The organism is Rathayibacter sp. AY2B9 (assembly GCF_002931595.1).
Classification (GTDB): domain Bacteria; phylum Actinomycetota; class Actinomycetes; order Actinomycetales; family Microbacteriaceae; genus Rathayibacter.
Window position 1 is genome coordinate 26,419 of record NZ_PSUB01000015.1, and the last position, 18,539, is coordinate 44,957.

The window sequence follows — 18,539 nt, forward strand, 5'->3', positions numbered from 1 at the left end:
CATAGGCACGCCTTCCGCCGCGCCCGGTGCGCCGCGCGGCTCCCCGTCGACGGGGGACAGCGCCGACCGTCTACTCGAGCGGGTGGAGGAGGCGGTGCAGGAACTGCCGCGTGCGCGGCTCGCGCGGCTCCCGGAGGATCTGCGCAGGGGCGCCCCGCTCGACGACCACGCCGTCGGCCATGAAGACGACCTCCGAGGCCACCTGCCGGGCGAACTCGAGCTCGTGCGTCACGACGAGCATGGTCCAGCCCTCCCCCGCCAGCTCCCGCATCAGCGAGAGCACGTCGCCGACCAGCTCCGGGTCCAGCGCCGAGGTGGGCTCGTCGAAGAGGAGCAGATCGGGCCGCAGCGCGAGCGCCCGGACGATGCCGACGCGCTGCTGCTGACCGCCGGAGAGCTCGAAGGGGTAGGCGCTCCCCCGGCCGCCGAGGCCGACGCGCTCGAGCAGGCGCTCCGCCTCCGGGACCACCTCGGACGCGGGACGGCGCTGCACTCGCAGCGGCCCCTCCGTCACGTTCTGGAGGACGGTCAGGTGCGGGAAGAGGTTGAAGTGCTGGAAGACCATCGCGGAGTGGTCGCGCAGCCCGGTCAGCGCCTTCCGTCCGACGCCGCGGTCGAAGTCGAGGACGCTGCCGTCGGCGAGCTCGACCACCCCGCCGTCCGGCACCTCGAGGCTGTTCAGCGAGCGCAGGACGGTGGTCTTGCCCGAGCCCGAGGGCCCGATCAGGGCGACGACCTCGCCGCGGCGGATCTCCAGGTCGATGCCGCGCAGCACCTCCACCCCGCCGAACGACTTGCGGAGGCCGCGGGCCGTGAGCACGGGCCGCGCGTCGGTCGGAGTGTCAGCGGGCGACATAGCGGTCCAATCGCTTCTCGAGCAGGCCCTGGCCGCTGGAGAGCACCAGGCAGATGAGCCAGTAGATCAGAGCGGCCTCGAGGTAGAGGAGCATGAACTCGCTCGACGCGGTGGCGATCTTCTGCGCCTGCCGGAAGAGCTCGGTCACCAGGATGAGGGAGGCCAGCGAGGTGTCCTTCACCAGCGAGATGAAGGTGTTCGACAGCGGCGGGACGGAGACGCGCGCGGCCTGCGGGAGGATGATGCGCCGCAGCGAGAGCGAGCGGCTCATGCCGATCGTGTGCGCCGCCTCCCACTGCCCCTTCGGGACGCTGAGGATCGCCGCGCGGATCACCTCCGCCGCGTAGCCGCCCACGTTGAGGGCGAACGCGATGGTGGCGCTGGGCCAGGGGTCGATCTTCAGTCCGAGGCTCGGCAGCCCGTAGAAGATCACGAACAGCTGCACCAGGAGCGGCGTGCCCCGGATGACGGAGATGTAGGCGCGCGCGATCCAGGAGAGGATCCGCACCCGCGAGAGCCGCATCAGGGCGACCGCCAGCGCGAGCACGAGCCCGATGGCGAAGCTCGCCAGCGCGAGCGGGATCGTCCCGACGATGCCCCCGGAGAGGATCGGCCAGAACGACCGGAGGACGAGGTCCATTGTGTTCTCCCGCCTTCGCGGGAGGATCCGCGGTCGGCTCGATCGGGTGGTGGCGTCGGGGGCGGATCGTGTCCGCCTCCTGGGGAATGCTGGCACGCTTCGCGCCGGGGCGGGCGCCCTTGCGGGCGGACCCGCGGCCTGAGCCGCTCCGCCGCTCCCCCGCGACGGGACCGCTCACGCACGAGACGGCCCCTCCCGGAAGGGGAGGAGCCGTCTCGAGGTGGGGCTACTGGGAGACGTCGGCTCCGAAGTAGCGCTCGGAGATGGAGGCGAGGGTGCCGTCCTCGCGCAGCTCGTCGAGGGCGGAGTCGACGGCCTCGACGAGGTCGTCCGAGCCGTTCGGGAAGGTGAAGGCGCTCTCGGAGGTGTCGTCGGTGGTGACGGCGACCTTGAGGCCCGCGGCCTGGTCGGGGTAGGTCGTGGACCAGTCGAGCCAGGTGAGGCGGTCGTTCACGGTCGCGTCGACGCGGCCCTGCTCGACGAGGGCGATGGCCTGCGCCCAGCCCTCGACGCCCTCGACCTCGGCGCCGTTCTCCTGCGCGACCGTGTACCAGTTGCTCGAGAGCGACTGCGCAGTGGTCTTGCCGGAGAGGCCGGCGAGGTCGGTGATCGAGGTGTCGCTCGAGGGGACGATCACGACGCCGGGGCTGACCGAGTACGGCTCCGAGAAGTCGTACTTCGCCTCGCGCTCGTCGTTGATCGAGACCTGGTTCGCGATCACGTCGAAGCGCGCTCCGTCCAGGCCCGCGAACATCGCGTCCCACTGCGTCTCCTGGAAGTCGGGTTCGACGCCCAGCTTCTCGGCCACGGCGGTGATCACGTCGACGTCGTAGCCGGTGAGAGCTCCCGTCCCGCCGTCGGCGTGGAAGGAGAAGGGCGGGTAGGTGCCCTCGGTGCCGATGGTGAGCTTCCCCGACTCCTCGACCTCGGCCAGGGTCAGGCCGGAGCTCGCGGAGGCGGTGCCCTCGCCGCTCGAGCCGGAGACCACGTCGTCGGTCGAGGCGGGCGCGCAGCCGGCGAGGACCAGGGCGGCGGCGGCGGCGGTCGTGCCGAGCAGGACGCGCAGAGAGGTGCGGGCGGAGAGGGTCACGGTGTTGTCCTTCGGTGCATCACGGAGTCGTGGCGGTCCCGCTGCGCCGGATGCGGCGCGGGGATCGACGAGGGGACGGGTCGTCCCGGGGCGGACCGCTGCTCGGCGGAACCGCCCGGAGTGACGATAACCAGTGGAGGGGGCGGCCCTATTCCCGGATGTCGCCGTGTGACGCCGGGAGTCCGGCCAGGAAGTGCTCGGCACCGGCGACCTCGTCGCTCGTGAGGCCCGTCGCCGACTCCGGACGCACCAGGTGGAAGGGGGTGCTCTGCTCGCGGGCCCAGTCGTAGGCGTCCTCGTGGAGGTTGTCGTCGATCCACACCACGGCGTCGATCGCGCCGCGCTCGGCGGCCGCCTCCAGCCACACCGCGACGGGCTGGAGCTTGCCCGTCCGGCCCGGGAACCGCGGGTCGCGCGGGAGGCCGCCGTCGAAGACGATCGCCTCCGTGCCCGCCGGCAGCCCGAGGTCCTGGGCGAGGACCCGCGTCAAGCGCGGCGGCCAGGTCGTGGCCCACACGATCGTGCCGACCGCGGCCAGGCGGGAGACGAGCGCCGCCCGCTCCGGCTCGAGCTCCAGGCGGTGCGAGCCCGAGGCGCGATCGCTGCGGACAGAGGGGTTCAGGACGCCGTCGACGTCGAGCAGGATCAGGGCGGCCATGCCTGTCACCGTAGCGGCGGACCTTCCTGGATGTCGAGGATAACCGTCTCGTTTTTCACTCGAGTCAACGACGCTTCGCGCCATGAATTATTGCTCGCTGGGCAAGCCATTTAACAAGCTCGATCTCCGGATTCATAGCCAAGACTTCTCGGCTCGAGGGGAGGATGACTTCATCTTTGGCCCCTTCTAAAGATTCCTTGGTGTGGACGATCCTGTTCCTCAACGCATAGACGCGCTCAGAGACCTCCTCTTGAAGCCGACTGGATTTTGGATCCAAAGCCTTCAATCCGGCGATCTTCTGCCGTCTTTCAGTAAAGTGTTCAACCTCTTCGAAGGTCAGAATGAATTGTTCAAGTTCCTCAGGAGAGATCATAGCCTTCACGGCACCTATTAGCTGACTGAGCTCCTGTGACCGCCCCCTGTGGGCGTCGGCGGTAGTCTCTATCAGTCGAAGGATGTCAGCCTGATCTTCAGAATCGAACGTTGGGTCTCTTATCAGACGCGACAATGCACCAATAACTGATTCTCTGTTGAATTGCTGAAAGAAATGTTCGATAACCTGGTAATAGGACAAATATCGCAAGAGAGGGAAGTCGAGCGCCGCATTGCCGTGCGCATACAACGATTTGGCGTTAGTTGAGTACGAATTTACTGGGAAGGCGAAAGGCCGGGCTTTCCGCGGCAACGCGACCTCGCGAGAGCCAGAAGGAGGCTTTTGAATCCAGATATTTAGGCCATAAATAAGGTTTAACTCGAGAAGGAAATCTGTAAGCACACCGGAGATGATCTTCTCGGGCGAGGACATCGCAGTGCCAGAGGTCGTGATCTTGGCAGATGTAAGTTCGCCAAATTCTGAAGCGAGCAGAGCGTGGAACACATCTGACTTCGGAGAGATCTCTATCCGGACATTCGCTTTCTCCACGACAAGCTGCCACCCCAGCGGGACACCCATCAGGTCGGCAATCAGTTCCTGCTTTGAGAATTTGCTTCTGTCTTTCGGGAGATCGGAGACCAGAGGATCACTGCCTTCCACGTAAGCGACAATATCCCAGATGTTGATTCCCGACCGCGTTGATCCGTCTTGTCGCGTAAGCGCAACTTCTAAGGTCGAATTTTGCGTAAAAACAATTGCTTCGTGGTATTCAACAAAACGCAGAGACGCAACCTCACCGCTTACAGCAACGTCCGCGTCGTACTCGTCAATACTGACGATTCGAGATTCTCGGCCATTCGGCAAAGCGAACACGGTACGCGACCCGACCTGCTCGTGCTCGATCGATTGTTCGTCCAAGTAGTCAGCGAGTCGTTTCACATTTACCGCACGCTCTTCTTCGCTGGGCACAGGAGTGCTTTCAGTCTTCCTCAAAACAACCTCTTTTCGACCAAGATGACTTCATCGCTGCGGACGGAGGGGTTCAGGACGCCGTCGACGTCGAGCAGGATCAGGGCGGCCATGCCTGTCACCGTAGCGGCGGCGGGGCGGATCGCGCGAGGAGCGCTAGCGTGACGGGATGCCTCCGTCCCTCCTGCTGCCGGGAGGCCGCACAGCCGTGCTGGGGCCGGATCCCGTGCGGCCGGAGGCGCTGCTGCTCACGGTCGGCGGCGCGGAGCAGTCGCTGATCGATCCGGGCGATCCCCGGGCTCTGCACCTCGAGTACCTCGCGCGCCTCGGCGCGGTGGTCGACGCCGCCGCCCCGCCCGGCGAGCCGCTGCGCGTGCTGCACCTCGGAGCCGGAGCCCTGGCCCTGGCCCGGTACGTCGCCGCGACCCGGCCGGGCTCCGAGCAGCTCGCGGTGGAGAGCGCGACGGGACTCGTGGAGTTCGTGCTCGAGCACGCGCCGCTCCCCCGCGGCGCGCGCGTCCGACTCCTCACGGCCGACGCCGCAGGGCCCCTGCCGCCCTGGAGCGCCGACCTCGTCGTGCTCGACGTCTACGACGGGGACGAGATCCCGGAGGCGTTCTACCGCGCGTCCGTCCTCGCTCCGCTCGCCGCCCGGGTCGGCGCCGACGGGCTCCTCGCGGTCAACGTCGCCGACGACGCCGACCACCGGAGGCTGGACCGCCTGCGCGGGGTCGTCCGGGAGCTGCTCCCGGTGACCGCAGCGGTCGGATCGACCGCCTTCGTCGAGGGGCGCACCGGCGGGAACGCGATCCTGCTCGCCTCAGGCTCGGCGCTCGCCGACCACGTCGCCGGCCGCCTGCTGCGCGCCGGCCCGCACCCGGTCTCCGCCGCGGCGGATGGCGACGTCGTGGTCGCCGAGGTGGCGGTAGAAGTCGACCCGTGAGTCGAGAGTGACGCCGGTCTCGAGGTACTTGGCTCGGATCCGCTTGATGTACGTGCGGACGGTGTGCTCGGCGACGCTGAGGTCGACCGCGACGGTACGGACCGCGGCACCCGCTCCGTAGGCGCGCATCACACGGCTCTCCTGGGGGCTCAGCACCGGGCGGCGCTCCTCGCGCCCGTGCACGAGCCGGTGGCGGGCGGTGTCCGAGATCCAGGTCCGGCCGGAGGCGACCGAGACGACCGCCGCGGCGAGCTCGCTGGGGTCGTCGCCCTTCCAGACGTAGGCCGCTCTCTCCCGTCGCAGCACGGCCCGCACCGGCTCCAGCGAGTCGGAGGAGGAGAGCACGACGAGGCCGACGGTCCGGGTAGCCGCACGCTCGAGGGTGTCGGCCACCTCCTCGCCGGGCACACCGTCCAGGTCGAGGACCGCGATGCGGTCGACGCCCTCCTCGTCGTGCGAGAACTGCGGCAGCAGCTGCGCGAGCAGCGCCTGCAGCGCGGCGCGCTCGATCGCTGGTCCGTCGACGACGGCCAGCGTGAACCGATCGAATCCGGTCACGGGGGTCCCCTAGCAGGGGCAGGTTCGGGTCCGCCCCGGCTGCACCGTAGCGGTCCGCGACGTCGTCGTGCACGTGATGGGACATTCCGTCTCAGTGGGAGGACGCCCCCAGAGCGCTCCGGATCGGCTCACGGAGCGCGTGGAGGACCACCCGCGGTACCGTCTCCGGCTAGTGTCCCTCTCCATGGACGACAGCGCAGAGGGCTCCCGGCGGGCCCGGAGGATCCCCGCGGAGCAGGTCCGCAGCCGCATGATCGCCACGGCGCGCGACGTCGTCTCGAACCACGGCCTCACGGTGAGCTTCGCGCACCTGCCCATGGAGGAGTACATCCGCCTGGCCGGCGTGCCGCGCAGCTCCGTCTACCGGATCTGGAGCACGCGCGAGGAGTTCGTGGCCGACCTGGTCGGCGAGGTCTTCGTGCGGGACCGGTACGCGGAGGGCGCCGATCCCGAGGCCCAGCAGGAGATGCGCGAGGTCTACGAGCGCTCCACCGATCTGCTCTCCACGGCCGCCGGCCGCCGCCGGGTCGCCTGGGAGACCATCCGCATCGGGGCGCGGGCCAATGCCGAGTCGCTCCGCCGCTCCGCCGACTGGTCGTCGTACAACGCACTGCTCGCCTGCACCTTCTCGATGGAGGAGGGGCCTTCACGCGACGCCGTGCGCGCCACGGCGAAGCGGATCGAGGGCATGCTCACGCGCCGGATGCGCGACTTCTACGAGGAGACGCTGCAGGTCTTCGGCGGGACGATGCGCCCGGGATTCACGACGCTCCAGCTCGCCCACCTCACCGCGATCGTGATCGACGGGCTCGCGCACCGGGGCCGGCTCCTCGACGACGACCTCGACGCTCCGGTGACCGCCCCCGGCCTCGACGGCGAGCCGGTCGAGTGGACCCTGGCGGCCTGGACGATCCGCTCGATCGTCGACGGGATGCTGGAGCCGGTCGCGGAGGACTGAGCGGACCCCGCGACCCGGATCACTCGTCCGGTTCGGTGAACCCGTCGATCAGCAGCAGCACCGACACCACCGCCAGCGACGGTCCCTCGGGATCGGCCGGGTCGAGCGGGCCGGTCACCAGCTCCGGTGCCGCGATCCGCGCGATGCACAGACCCTCGATCAGGGCCGAGACGGCGGAGGCGAGAGCGGCGGAGCCGCGGTCCGGGCGCAGCCGGAGCCCCGCCTCGGCGAGGGTGTGCTCGTAGTACTTCGCCATGTTGTCGATGAAGTGCAGCTGGCGGGACCGCAGAGCGGATCCGATGGCGGTCCGTGCCGGCTCCTCGTGCGAGCCCACCGCGCCGGCGAGAGCGATGAAGTTGCGCCAGTGCTGCGACGAGAAGACGTTGTCGACGTTCGCATCGACGGCGACCCGGACGGAGGCGATCAGGGCCTCGCGGCGCTGCGCCGGGGTCGGCTCGGGGTCGAGGCTGCGGTGGAGGTGGGAGTTCCCGGCCCGCAGGGACGGCTGGTCGAGGCGGGTGGCGAGGACCCGCTCCGGGATCGCGGCGATCAGCTCGTCGTAGAACGACTGGCGAGTGGGCCAGATCCGGTACACGGTGCTGCGCGGAACACCCGCCGAGCGGATGACGTCCTCGAGGGGCAGGTGGGCGACTCCGACGCGCAGGCCCTCGGCGCGGACGACCGCGAGAGCGGCGTCCAGCAGGCGGGTGCGGACCTGCTCGCGGGTCAGGCGGGGAGGACGCGCCGGCTCCTCCGCATCGAGGGGGTCGTCGCTCATCAGGCCTCCGGCGCCGGGATGCACGGAGGAGCCTCCGACATCTACTGTCCAGCCGAGCGTACCCGGAGGGAGCGCGGAACGTGAGAGGAGATCGGAGACGGGCGCGGCCCGCGCATGCGGCTCGGGTGCCGCGCGGGCCGCGCTGCCTGTCCCCCAGGCGGCCTCCCCATGGGCCGGTCCGACCGTATGCTTCCCGACAGACGTCCGTCAACTGACGCGACATGGTGTCTCCTCGGCGGTGTCCGCCGACCGGTCACGAGGACCGCCTCCGGGACTCCTCCGCCGCCGGGAGCGCCCTCGCCGCGGTCTGCGCTCGAGAGGCGTGCGGAGCGGACAGCTCGCCCGCGACGACGTCCGACACGACGCCGGTGGCGTGCTCGACGAGGTCGACGTTCCGGGTCAGCCGCGCGTGGTGGCACGGGCTCGCGTCGACGTCGACCACGAGCTTCGCGAAGCGCAGAGCATCGCCGAGCCGCGCGAACGGCGAGAGCTCGGCGACGAGGGACGGCACGTCCGCCGCGGCGAGGTAGGTGTAGCGGCAGGTCGAGACCACGTAGTCGTCGACTCCGGCCGTCGCCGATCCGGTCGCGACCATGATGTCGCCGAGGTCGACCGGCGCGGTGGCGAGGCCGAGCGCCACGGCGGCGGTCACCTGGATGTCACCCACCAGCGCCGTCACGTGCACGCCGGCGGGCCAGGGCGGCAGGGAGCCGAGCTCGGTCGATCCCGTCCGCAGGCCCTTGCCCGCCGCCGAGGCGAGGGCGTCGATCATCGGCACTCCCGTGCACTCCCCCGCGTGCTCGGCGTCCTCGGAGACGGCGTCCCCGCAGGAGGCGAGCATCGCCGAGACGCTCAGCCGGCTCTGCGGGTCCAGTCCTGCGATCACCGCGGGGCTGACCTGACCGGAGTCGTCGACCATCCGTCCGAGGCGCTCCGCGACGTCGGATCCCGTGTTCGGGGTGCCGAAGGTGAGGACGGACGAGACCATCGAGGCGACGGCGGTCCCGTCGACCGAGCCGCTCAGCGCCTGGCGGGCGGCGAGCCCTCCCATCGAGTGCGCGACGACGACGGCGCGGTGCCCGGTCGCGGAGACGAGGCAGGCGATCGAGGAGGCGAGCGCGTCGCTGATCCCCGGGTCGGTGACCCAGCGCGCGGCGAGCCGGCGGTAGTCGAAGGTGTAGACCGCGGCGCCGTCGATCTGCTGCAGCCGGCCGAGGAGGGACGGCTCGGGAGCGTCGAGCGGAGCGGTCGCCGACTCCGACGACACCATGTCGACGAGATGGGAGAAGGCCCCTGTGCGGTCGGCGTCGTGCGTCGCCGTGCCCAGCCAGCCGTGCAGCATCACGATGGGGACCAGGGCGGCGGCGGAGCGCGGCCGGACGTCGTCGCCCGTGAGCACGGGAGCCAGCTCGGCGACGCCGCAGGACGAGGGTGCGACCGCCTCGCCCGCCTCCGCCCGCCCCGCGGGCACCACGACGACGCCGACCACCACGAGCAGTGCGGCCAGCACGACGATCACGAGTCTCATCCGCGCGTTTCCTCACGTGCCGCGACCAGGACGGGGAACGGGTACAGGCTCGACCCGACGAGCACCCATCGAGTCAATCACCCCGCTCCTGCGGGGGAGGACGCTCGTCGCGAACGGGCGGCCCCCCGTGCGGGTGACCGCGGGTCGGGGACGACGAAGGCCCCGCCGGTGTCCCGACGGGGCCTTCGATCGTTCAGCTCACCTGGATCAGCTGTAGTTGCCCGGCTCGTAGCCGTCGCTCGAGAACGAGTCGAAGTCGACGAACGAGAGGTCGGCGTCGCTGAACGCGGCGTCGTCCGCGAAGATGCGGTTGGGGTACCGCTCGGCCTTCGCCTCCTCGGTCGCCTCGACCGACACGTTCCGGTACTTGGGCAGACCGGTTCCCGCCGGGATCAGCTTTCCGATGATCACGTTCTCCTTCAGGCCCATCAGCGGGTCGCGCTTGCCCTCCATGGCCGCCTGCGTCAGGACGCGGGTGGTCTCCTGGAAGGACGCGGCCGACAGCCACGACTCGGTCGCGAGCGAGGCCTTGGTGATGCCCATGACCTCCTGGCGGGCGGACGCGGTCCGCTTGCCCTCGGTCAGAGCCGCACGGTTGACCTCGCTGTAGCGCGAGCGGTCGACGAGCTCGCCCGGCAGCAGCTCCGTGTCGCCGTGGTCGACCACGGTGACCTTGCGGAGCATCTGACGCACGATGACCTCGATGTGCTTGTCGTGGATCGGCACACCCTGCGAGCGGTAGACGCCCTGGACGCCGCCCACCAGGTGCTTCTGGACCTCGCGGACGCCCAGCACGCGCAGGACCTCCTTGGGGTCGACCGTTCCGACGTGCAGCTGCTGCCCGAGCTCGACGTGCTGGCCGTCCTCGATGAGGAGCTGCGAGCGCTTGAGCACCGGGTAGATGACCGCCTCGTCGCCGTTGTCCGGCTGGAGGATGACGCGGCGGGCACGGTCGGTGTCCTCGATGGTGATCCGGCCGGCGGCCTCCGCGATCGGCGACGCGCCCTTGGGGGTGCGGGCCTCGAAGAGCTCCTGCACGCGGGGAAGACCCTGCGTGATGTCGTCGGCCGAGGCCGATCCACCGGTGTGGAAGGTGCGCATCGTGAGCTGCGTGCCGGGCTCGCCGATCGACTGGGCCGCGATGATGCCGACGGCCTCTCCGATGTCGACGAGCTTGCCGGTGGCGAGCGAGCGGCCGTAGCAGGCCGCGCAGACGCCGACGGCGGACTCGCAGGTCAGGACGGAGCGCACCTTGATGTGGCGCACGCCCGCTCCGACCAGCTTCTCGATGAGCACGTCGCCCACGTCCTCGCCGGCCTCGGCGACGAGCTCGCCGGCCTCGTTCGACGCCGGGGTGGCGAGCGAACGGGCGTAGACGGAGTTCTCGACGTTGGAGTCCTTGATCCAGGCGCCGGTGGCGTCCTGGAGCATGATCGGCAGGTCGAGGCCCTTCGAGGTGCCGCAGTCCTCCTCGCGGATGATGACGTCCTGCGAGACGTCGACGAGTCGACGCGTCAGGTAGCCCGAGTCCGCGGTGCGGAGCGCGGTGTCGGCCAGGCCCTTGCGGGCACCGTGCGTGGCGATGAAGTACTCGGCGACCGACAGGCCCTCGCGGTACGAGGAGATGATCGGTCGGGCGATGATCTCGCCCTTCGGGTTGTTCACCAGGCCTCGCATGCCGGCGATGTTGCGCACCTGCAGCCAGTTGCCGCGGGCACCGGAGGTGACCATGCGGTTGATGGTGTTGTCCGTCGGGAAGTTCGCGCGCATGGCCTTGGCGACCTCGTCGGTCGCCTCGGTCCAGATCTTCACGAGCTCCTGGCGGCGCTCGGCCTGAGTGGTCAGACCCTTGTCGTACTCGGACTCGACCTTCGCGGCCTTCTTCTCGTAGCCCGCGATGATCTCGGGCTTCGACGGAGGCGTGAGGATGTCGGACAGCGCCACGGTGACACCCGAGCGGGTGGCCCAGTAGAAGCCGGCGTCCTTGATCCGGTCGAGGGAGGCGGCGACCTCCACCTTCGGGTAGCGCTCCGCGAGGTCGTTGACGATCCCGGAGATGGTCGTCTTGTCGGCGACCTGCTCGAAGTAGGGGTAGTCGACCGGCAGCGCCTCGTTGAAGAGGGCGCGGCCGAGCGTGGTCTCGAGGAGGACCGGCGCGATGACCTTGCCGTTCTCGTCGATCTCGACGCCCTCGGGTGCCTGACCCTGCGCGAAGTACACGTCCGACATGCGGATCCTGACCTTCGAGTTCAGGTGCAGCGAGCCCTGGTCCTTCGCGAGGATCGCCTCCGAGACGGAGGAGAACGCGCGGCCCTCGCCGGCGGCGCCCTCGCGGATCGTCGTCAGGTGGTGGAGGCCGATGATCATGTCCTGCGTGGGCAGGGTGACCGGACGGCCGTCCGAGGGCTTGAGGATGTTGTTCGACGCGAGCATCAGGATGCGCGCCTCGGCCTGGGCCTCGACGGACAGCGGCAGGTGGACGGCCATCTGGTCGCCGTCGAAGTCCGCGTTGAACGCGGCGCAGACGAGCGGGTGCAGCTGGATCGCCTTGCCCTCGACCAGCTGGGGCTCGAAGGCCTGGATGCCGAGACGGTGCAGCGTGGGCGCGCGGTTCAGCAGGACGGGGCGCTCGCGGATGATCTCCTCGAGCACGTCCCACACCTGCGGGCGCGAGCGCTCCACCATGCGCTTGGCGGCCTTGATGTTCTGCGCGTGCGACAGGTCGATCAGGCGCTTGATCACGAACGGCTTGAACAGCTCCAGCGCCATCTGCTTGGGCAGACCGCACTGGTGCAGCTTGAGCTGCGGGCCGACGATGATGACCGAGCGGCCCGAGTAGTCGACGCGCTTGCCCAGCAGGTTCTGGCGGAAGCGACCCTGCTTTCCCTTGAGCATGTCGCTCAAGGACTTCAGGGCGCGGTTGCCGGTTCCGGTGACGGGGCGGCCGCGGCGGCCGTTGTCGAAGAGGGCGTCGACCGCCTCCTGGAGCATGCGCTTCTCGTTGTTCACGATGATCTCGGGGGCACCGAGGTCGAGCAGGCGGCGGAGTCGGTTGTTGCGGTTGATCACGCGACGGTAGAGGTCGTTCAGGTCGCTGGTCGCGAACCGGCCTCCGTCGAGCTGCACCATCGGGCGCAGCTCCGGCGGGATGACCGGGACGACGTCGAGGACCATCGCGGCCGGCGAGTTGCCGGTGGCGAGGAACGAGTTGACGACGCGCAGGCGCTTGATGGCGCGGATCTTCTTCTGACCCTTGCCCTCGGCGATCTGCAGGTGCAGCGTCTCGGCCTCGGCCTGGAGGTCGAACTGCTCGAGGCGCTTCTTGATCGCCTCGGCGCCCATGTAGGCCTCGAAGTAGACGCCGTACCGGTCGACGAGCTCGTTGAAGACCGCGTCCTCGGGCTTGAGGTCGCCGACCTTGAGGGTGCGGAACTGCTCCCACACGCTCTCGAGCCGCGCGATGTCCTCGTCGAAGGACTTGCGGATCTGGCCCATCTCCTTCTCGGCGCCGTCCTTGGTGCGGCGCTTCTGGTCGCTCTTGGCGCCCTCCGCCTCCAGGGCGGCGAGGTCGGTCTCCAGGCGCGCCAGGCGGTCCGCGATGCGGGAGTCGCGCTGGTCCGAGAGGGTCTTGATCTCGAGCCGGAGCTCGTTCTCGAGCCCGGGCATGTCGGCGTGACGGCCGTCGTCGTCCACGTCGATGATCATGTATGCCGCGAAGTAGATGACCTTCTCGAGGTCCTTCGGCGCCATGTCCAGCAGGTATCCGAGGCGCGAGGGGACGCCCTTGAAGTACCAGATGTGGGTGACGGGGGCGGCGAGCTCGATGTGGCCCATCCGCTCGCGGCGGACCGAGGACTTGGTGACCTCGACGCCGCAGCGCTCGCAGACGATGCCCTTGAAGCGGACTCGCTTGTACTTGCCGCAGGAGCACTCCCAGTCGCGAGAGGGTCCGAAGATCTGCTCGCCGAACAGGCCGTCCTTCTCGGGCTTCAGGGTGCGGTAGTTGATGGTCTCGGGCTTCTTCACTTCACCGTGCGACCAGCGACGGATGTCATCGGCCGTTGCGAGGCCGATGCGCAGCTCATCGAAAGTGGTTACGTCGAGCAATGTTTTCTCCTTGTCGGAAAACAGGGTGTCTCGTCAGAGACGGGAGGTCGTCAGATGCTGGCGCGGATCAGATGTCGTCGACGGAGGACGACTCGAACCGGGAGGAGATGTTGATGCCGAGCTCTTCCGCGGCGCGGTAGACCTCGTCATCGGTGTCGCGCAGGCTGACCGCGGTGCCGTCGGCCGAGAGGACCTCGACGTTCAGGCACAGGGACTGCATCTCCTTGATGAGGACCTTGAAGGACTCCGGGATGCCGGGCTCCTGGATGTTCTCGCCCTTGACGATGGCCTCGTACACCTTCACGCGGCCGAGGATGTCGTCCGACTTGATGGTGAGGAGCTCCTGGAGGGCGTAGGCGGCGCCGTAGGCCTCGAGGGCCCACACCTCCATCTCGCCGAAGCGCTGTCCGCCGAACTGCGCCTTACCACCCAGCGGCTGCTGGGTGATCATCGAGTACGGGCCCGTCGAGCGCGCGTGGATCTTGTCGTCGACGAGGTGGTGCAGCTTCAGGATGTACATGTAGCCGACCGAGACCGGGTCCGGGAAGGGCTCCCCGGAGCGGCCGTCGAACAGCTGCGTCTTGCCGGACGAGCCGATCAGGCGCTCTCCGTCGCGCGTCGGGGTGGTGGAGTCGAGGAGCCCTGCGAGCTCCTCCTCCGCCGCACCGTCGAAGACGGGGGTCGCGACCTTGGTGCCGGGCGCCGCCTCGCGGGCGTGCTCGGGCAGGCGCGCGGCCCACTCCGGCTGACCCTCGACCTTCCAGCCCTGCTTCGCGATCCACCCGAGGTGGATCTCGAGGACCTGGCCGAAGTTCATGCGGCCGGGGACGCCGAGCGGGTTGAGGACGATGTCGACCGGGGTGCCGTCGGCGAGGAACGGCATGTCCTCGACCGGCAGGATCTTCGAGATGACGCCCTTGTTGCCGTGGCGGCCGGCGAGCTTGTCGCCCTCGGTGATCTTGCGCTTCTGGGCGATGTAGACGACCACGCGCTGGTTGACGCCCGAGCCGAGCTCGTCGTCGCCGTCCTGCGCGTCGAACACCTTGACGCCGATGATCGTGCCCTGCTCGCCGTGGGGCACCTTCAGCGACGTGTCGCGGACCTCGCGGCTCTTCTCGTTGAAGATCGCGCGGAGCAGGCGCTCCTCGGCCGAGAGCTCGGTCTCGCCCTTGGGCGTGACCTTGCCGACGAGGATGTCGCCGGGGCGGACCTCGGCGCCGATGCGGATGATGCCGCGCTCGTCCAGGTCGGCCAGGAGCTCCGGGCTGACGTTGGGGAGGTCGCGGGTGATCTCCTCCTTGCCGAGCTTGGTGTCGCGGGCGTCGACCTCGTACTCCTCGATGTGGATCGAGGAGAGGACGTCGTCCTTCACCAGGTTCTGGCTGAGGATGATCGCGTCCTCGAAGTTGTGGCCCTCCCACGGCATGAACGCGACGAGCAGGTTCTTGCCCAGCGCGAGCTCGCCGTTCTCGGTGGCGGGGCCGTCGGCGACGACCTCGCCGACCTCGATGCGCTCGCCGGCCGAGACGACCACGCGGTTGTTGTACGAGGTGCCCTGGTTGGAGCGGTCGAACTTGCGGAGGAAGTAGGTCTGCGTGCCGCCCTCGTCCAGCTGGACGGTGACGGAGTCGGCGGAGACCTCCTGGACGACACCGGCCTTGTCGGCGGTGATGACGTCGCCGGCGTCGATGGCCGCGAAGCCCTCCATGCCGGTTCCGACGACGGGCGACTCGCTGCGCAGCAGCGGGACGGCCTGACGCTGCATGTTCGCGCCCATGAGCGCGCGGTTCGCGTCGTCGTGCTCGAGGAACGGGATCAGCGAGGTCGCGACCGAGACCATCTGGCGCGGCGAGACGTCCATGTAGTGGACGCGCTCGGCGTCGACGAGCTCGACCTCTCCGCCCTTGGGGCGGACCAGGACCTTGCCCTCCGCGAAGCGGAAGTCCTTCGTGAGGGGGGCGTTCGCCTGGGCGACCAGGTACTCGTCCTCCTCGGACGCGGTGAGGTAGTCGATCTGCGAGGTGACGGTGCCGTCGACGACCTTGCGGTACGGGGTCTCGATGAAGCCGAACGAGTTGATGCGCGCGAAGGACGCGAGCGATCCGATCAGGCCGATGTTCGGGCCTTCCGGGGTCTCGATCGGGCACATGCGGCCGTAGTGCGAGGGGTGGACGTCGCGGACCTCGACGCCGGCGCGCTCACGGGAGAGTCCACCGGGGCCGAGCGCCGACAGGCGGCGCTTGTGGGTCAGACCCGCGAGCGGGTTGTTCTGGTCCATGAACTGCGACAGCTGGCTGGTCCCGAAGAACTCCTTGATCGCGGCGACGACGGGGCGCACGTTGATCAGGGTCTGCGGGGTGATCGCCTCGATGTCCTGCGTGGTCATGCGCTCGCGGACGACGCGCTCCATGCGGGACAGTCCGGTGCGGACCTGGTTCTGGATCAGCTCGCCGACCGCGCGGATGCGGCGGTTGCCGAAGTGGTCGATGTCGTCGACGTCGAGACGCAGCTCCACCGGCTCGCCGTCGCGCACGCCGGGGAGGGCGGTGCGGCCGTCGTGCAGGGCGACCAGGTACTTGATGGTCGCGATGATGTCCTCGACCGTGAGCACCGAGTCGGACAGCGCCTTGTCGATGCCGAGCTTGCGGTTGATCTTGTAGCGGCCGACCTTCGCGAGGTCGTAGCGCTTGGAGTTGAAGTAGAAGTTGTCCAGCAGCGCGCGGGCGGCCTCGGCGGCGACCTGCTCGCCCGGACGGAGCTTGCGGTAGATGTCGCGGAGGGCGTCCTCCTTGGTGAGGATGTTGTCCTTCTCGAGGGTCAGCTCGATCGACTCGTAGCCGGCGAACTGCTCGAGGATCTCCTCGCTCGTCAGGCCGAGTGCCTTGAGGAACACGGTGACCGACTGCTTGCGCTTGCGGTCGATGCGCACGCCGACCTGGTCGCGCTTGTCGATCTCGAACTCGAGCCAGGCTCCACGGCTCGGGATGACGCGGGCGGAGTAGATGTCCTTATCGGACGTCTTCTCCTGCTGGCGCTCGAAGTAGACGCCGGGGCTGCGCACGAGCTGGGACACGACGACACGCTCGGTGCCGTTGATGATGAACGTGCCCTTCTCGGTCATCAGCGGGAAGTCGCCCATGAAGACCGTCTGGGTCTTGATCTCACCCGTGAGGTGGTTCATGAACTCGGCCTCGACGTACAGCGGAGCGGCGTAGGTCTTGCCGCGCTCCTTGCACTCCTCGATCGTGTACTTCTCGGGCTCGAGGTACGGGTTCGTGAAGCTCAGCTGCATCGTCTCGCTGAGGTCCTCGATCGGGGAGATCTCCTCGAAGATCTCGTCGAGGCCGGAGTTGGCGGGGAGGTCCTCCCGGCCGGCGGCCTTCGCCTCGGCGACGCGGGTCTTCCACGCCTCCGAGCCGACGAGCCAGTCGAAGCTCTCGGTCTGCAGCGCGAGCAGATCCGGAACGGTCAGGGTGTCGCTGATCTTGGCGAACGAGAGACGCGAAGCTCCGCGTCCGTTCTTGGGTGAGGTGGTGGTCGCGGTGGACGCAGCAGCCAAGGAAGGAACCTCCGTAGACCCTCGCGGGTCTCAATCTGTGGGATGTGTGGAGTGGGCTCCCGCCGGACGGGCCGCCACCCCTGCCCGCACGCCGTGCGGACCGAGGCGACTCGGTCTTGGGGGCGGGGCTAGAGTGTGGCAACGGCATCCACCATCTGATGCCGGGTTCCGGTGACCTGCCGACCGCGATATGAGGGCATGGGTACTCGGGAGCGCAAAGTACGAATATAGCCGCATCGCGCCACGCCGCGCAAGTGCGGATGCTTGCGCCGCCCCGCGGGGTCCGGTATACGAGGCCACGGCCTCCCGGATCGATCCGACCGGGCCGGGCGCGGAGCCCCGCCGTCCCGCCGCCGCGGCAGACTGGTCGGATGCAGGAACGCACCGGCCGCCGACGCGGAGACGACTCCGAGCACCCCCGCGCCGTGCTCGCCAGCGGGTACACCGCGCGGATCGAGCCCGACCGCCACTCGCCCGACGCGGCGACCCTGGTCGTCGACGGCACTCCGCAGTCGCACGTCGACCTCGCGGATCCGACGCACCTCTCCTTCGAGTACGTCCGCCGGATCGGCCACGCGATCGACCTCGTCGCCCCCGAGGGCGACAGCGTCACGGCGCTCCACCTGGGCGCCGGAGCGCTGACCCTCCCCCGCTACGTCGCCGCGACCCGGCCGGGCTCGCGCCAGCAGGTCGTCGAGATCGAGGGCGCTCTGGTCGAGCTGGTGCGCGAGGCGCTCCCGCTCCCCCGCGGGGCGCAGATCCGCATCCGCCAGGGCGACGCCCGCGAGGTGCTCGGCAAGCTGCCGCCCGGGCTGCGCGGCACGGTCGACGTGGTCGTCGTCGACATCTTCTCGGGCGCGCGCACTCCCGCGCACGTGACCAGCGCCGAGTTCTACGGGGCGATCGCGCCGCTGCTCGCCCCCGGCGGCCTGGTCGCGGTGAACGTGGCCGACGGCGGCGCGCTCGCCTTCGCCCGCGCCCAGGCCGCGACGCTCGCCTCCGTCTTCGCGCACACCGCGATCATGACCGACACCCAGATGCTCAAAGCCAAGCGCTTCGGGAACGTGGTGATGCTCGCCTCGGCCGATCCGCTGCCGCTCGACGGCCTGCCGCGGCGCCTCGCCTCCGACCCCGCGCCCTCCAAGCTGGTGCAGGGGCGGGAGCTCGAGAACTTCATCGCCGGCGCCCTCGTCGTCACGGACGAGACCGCCACCCCGTCGCCGCTGCCGGCGCGGAGCATCTTCCAGGTGCGACGGGGCTGACCCGGGCCGCGCGTCGGGGCGCCGTCCGGGGACCCGCCGGTACACTCGACGCCGGGGTCAGCGACCCCGACCGTCCTCTCGTCCGCCGCGCGCGACGATCCGGATCCGCACTCCACGAGGAAGCATCGCCCTGAGCATCATCATCCGCCACGACCCCGCGACCCTCCACGAGGAGATCGACGTCGACGCCGCCCAGGAGCGCCTGGAGGAGATCGGCGCGCTGCGCAGCCTCGCCGCGCTCACCGAGAAGGCGGAGCTGC

General features: G+C 69.3%; 12 protein-coding genes. 2 read left to right on the top strand and 10 right to left on the bottom strand.

Annotated elements, in window-relative coordinates; genetic code table 11:
- Positions 1–70: 70 nt before the first annotated feature.
- The 6 genes from C5C25_RS13285 to C5C25_RS13305 form a co-directional block, all read right to left on the bottom strand.
- A complete protein-coding gene (locus C5C25_RS13285) occupies positions 71–856 on the bottom strand; it encodes an amino acid ABC transporter ATP-binding protein (RefSeq protein ID WP_104226760.1) in 786 nt (261 codons plus the stop codon).
- Positions 843–1,496, bottom strand: coding sequence for an amino acid ABC transporter permease (locus C5C25_RS13290; protein ID WP_104224574.1), 654 nt, complete (start codon positions 1,494–1,496; stop codon positions 843–845). Before C5C25_RS13290 ends, C5C25_RS13285 begins: the two co-directional genes overlap by 14 nt.
- A 226-nt stretch (positions 1,497–1,722) precedes the next feature.
- Positions 1,723–2,586 (bottom strand): amino acid ABC transporter substrate-binding protein, encoded by an 864-nt coding sequence (locus tag C5C25_RS13295; RefSeq protein ID WP_374955574.1) that lies wholly within the window; start codon positions 2,584–2,586, stop codon positions 1,723–1,725.
- Positions 2,587–2,734: 148 nt separating this feature from the next.
- Positions 2,735–3,244, bottom strand: coding sequence for an HAD domain-containing protein (locus C5C25_RS13300; RefSeq protein WP_104250881.1), 510 nt, complete (start codon positions 3,242–3,244; stop codon positions 2,735–2,737).
- Between the two features lie 64 nt (positions 3,245–3,308).
- Entirely contained in the window at positions 3,309–4,586 is a 1,278-nt protein-coding gene (locus C5C25_RS16325; RefSeq protein WP_146079480.1) for a hypothetical protein, read from the bottom strand.
- An 820-nt stretch (positions 4,587–5,406) separates the two neighbouring features.
- Positions 5,407–6,087 (bottom strand): LuxR C-terminal-related transcriptional regulator, encoded by a 681-nt coding sequence (locus C5C25_RS13305; RefSeq protein ID WP_104224576.1) that lies wholly within the window; start codon positions 6,085–6,087, stop codon positions 5,407–5,409.
- 184 nt (positions 6,088–6,271) lie between these two features.
- On the opposite strand from C5C25_RS13305, the gene C5C25_RS13310 reads away from it, so the two are divergent.
- Positions 6,272–7,045, top strand: coding sequence for a hypothetical protein (locus tag C5C25_RS13310; protein WP_146078982.1), 774 nt, complete (start codon positions 6,272–6,274; stop codon positions 7,043–7,045).
- A gap of 19 nt (positions 7,046–7,064) precedes the next feature.
- On the opposite strand, the gene C5C25_RS13315 is transcribed toward C5C25_RS13310, so the two are convergent.
- From C5C25_RS13315 to rpoB, 4 genes are all read right to left on the bottom strand, one after another.
- A complete protein-coding gene (locus C5C25_RS13315; protein ID WP_104250882.1) occupies positions 7,065–7,823 on the bottom strand; it encodes a TetR/AcrR family transcriptional regulator in 759 nt (252 codons plus the stop codon).
- A gap of 253 nt (positions 7,824–8,076) precedes the next feature.
- A complete protein-coding gene (locus C5C25_RS13320) occupies positions 8,077–9,351 on the bottom strand; it encodes a triacylglycerol lipase (protein ID WP_104250883.1) in 1,275 nt (424 codons plus the stop codon).
- A 207-nt stretch (positions 9,352–9,558) separates the two neighbouring features.
- Positions 9,559–13,458, bottom strand: a complete 3,900-nt coding sequence (locus C5C25_RS13325) for a DNA-directed RNA polymerase subunit beta' (RefSeq protein WP_104226764.1) — start codon at positions 13,456–13,458, stop codon at positions 9,559–9,561.
- Between the two features lie 67 nt (positions 13,459–13,525).
- Positions 13,526–17,017, bottom strand: a complete 3,492-nt coding sequence (gene rpoB, locus C5C25_RS13330) for a DNA-directed RNA polymerase subunit beta (protein WP_104224581.1) — start codon at positions 17,015–17,017, stop codon at positions 13,526–13,528.
- 371 nt (positions 17,018–17,388) lie between these two features.
- On the opposite strand from rpoB, the gene C5C25_RS13335 reads away from it, so the two are divergent.
- Positions 17,389–18,279, top strand: coding sequence for a spermidine synthase (locus tag C5C25_RS13335; protein WP_104250884.1), 891 nt, complete (start codon positions 17,389–17,391; stop codon positions 18,277–18,279).
- Positions 18,280–18,539 lie beyond the last annotated feature (260 nt).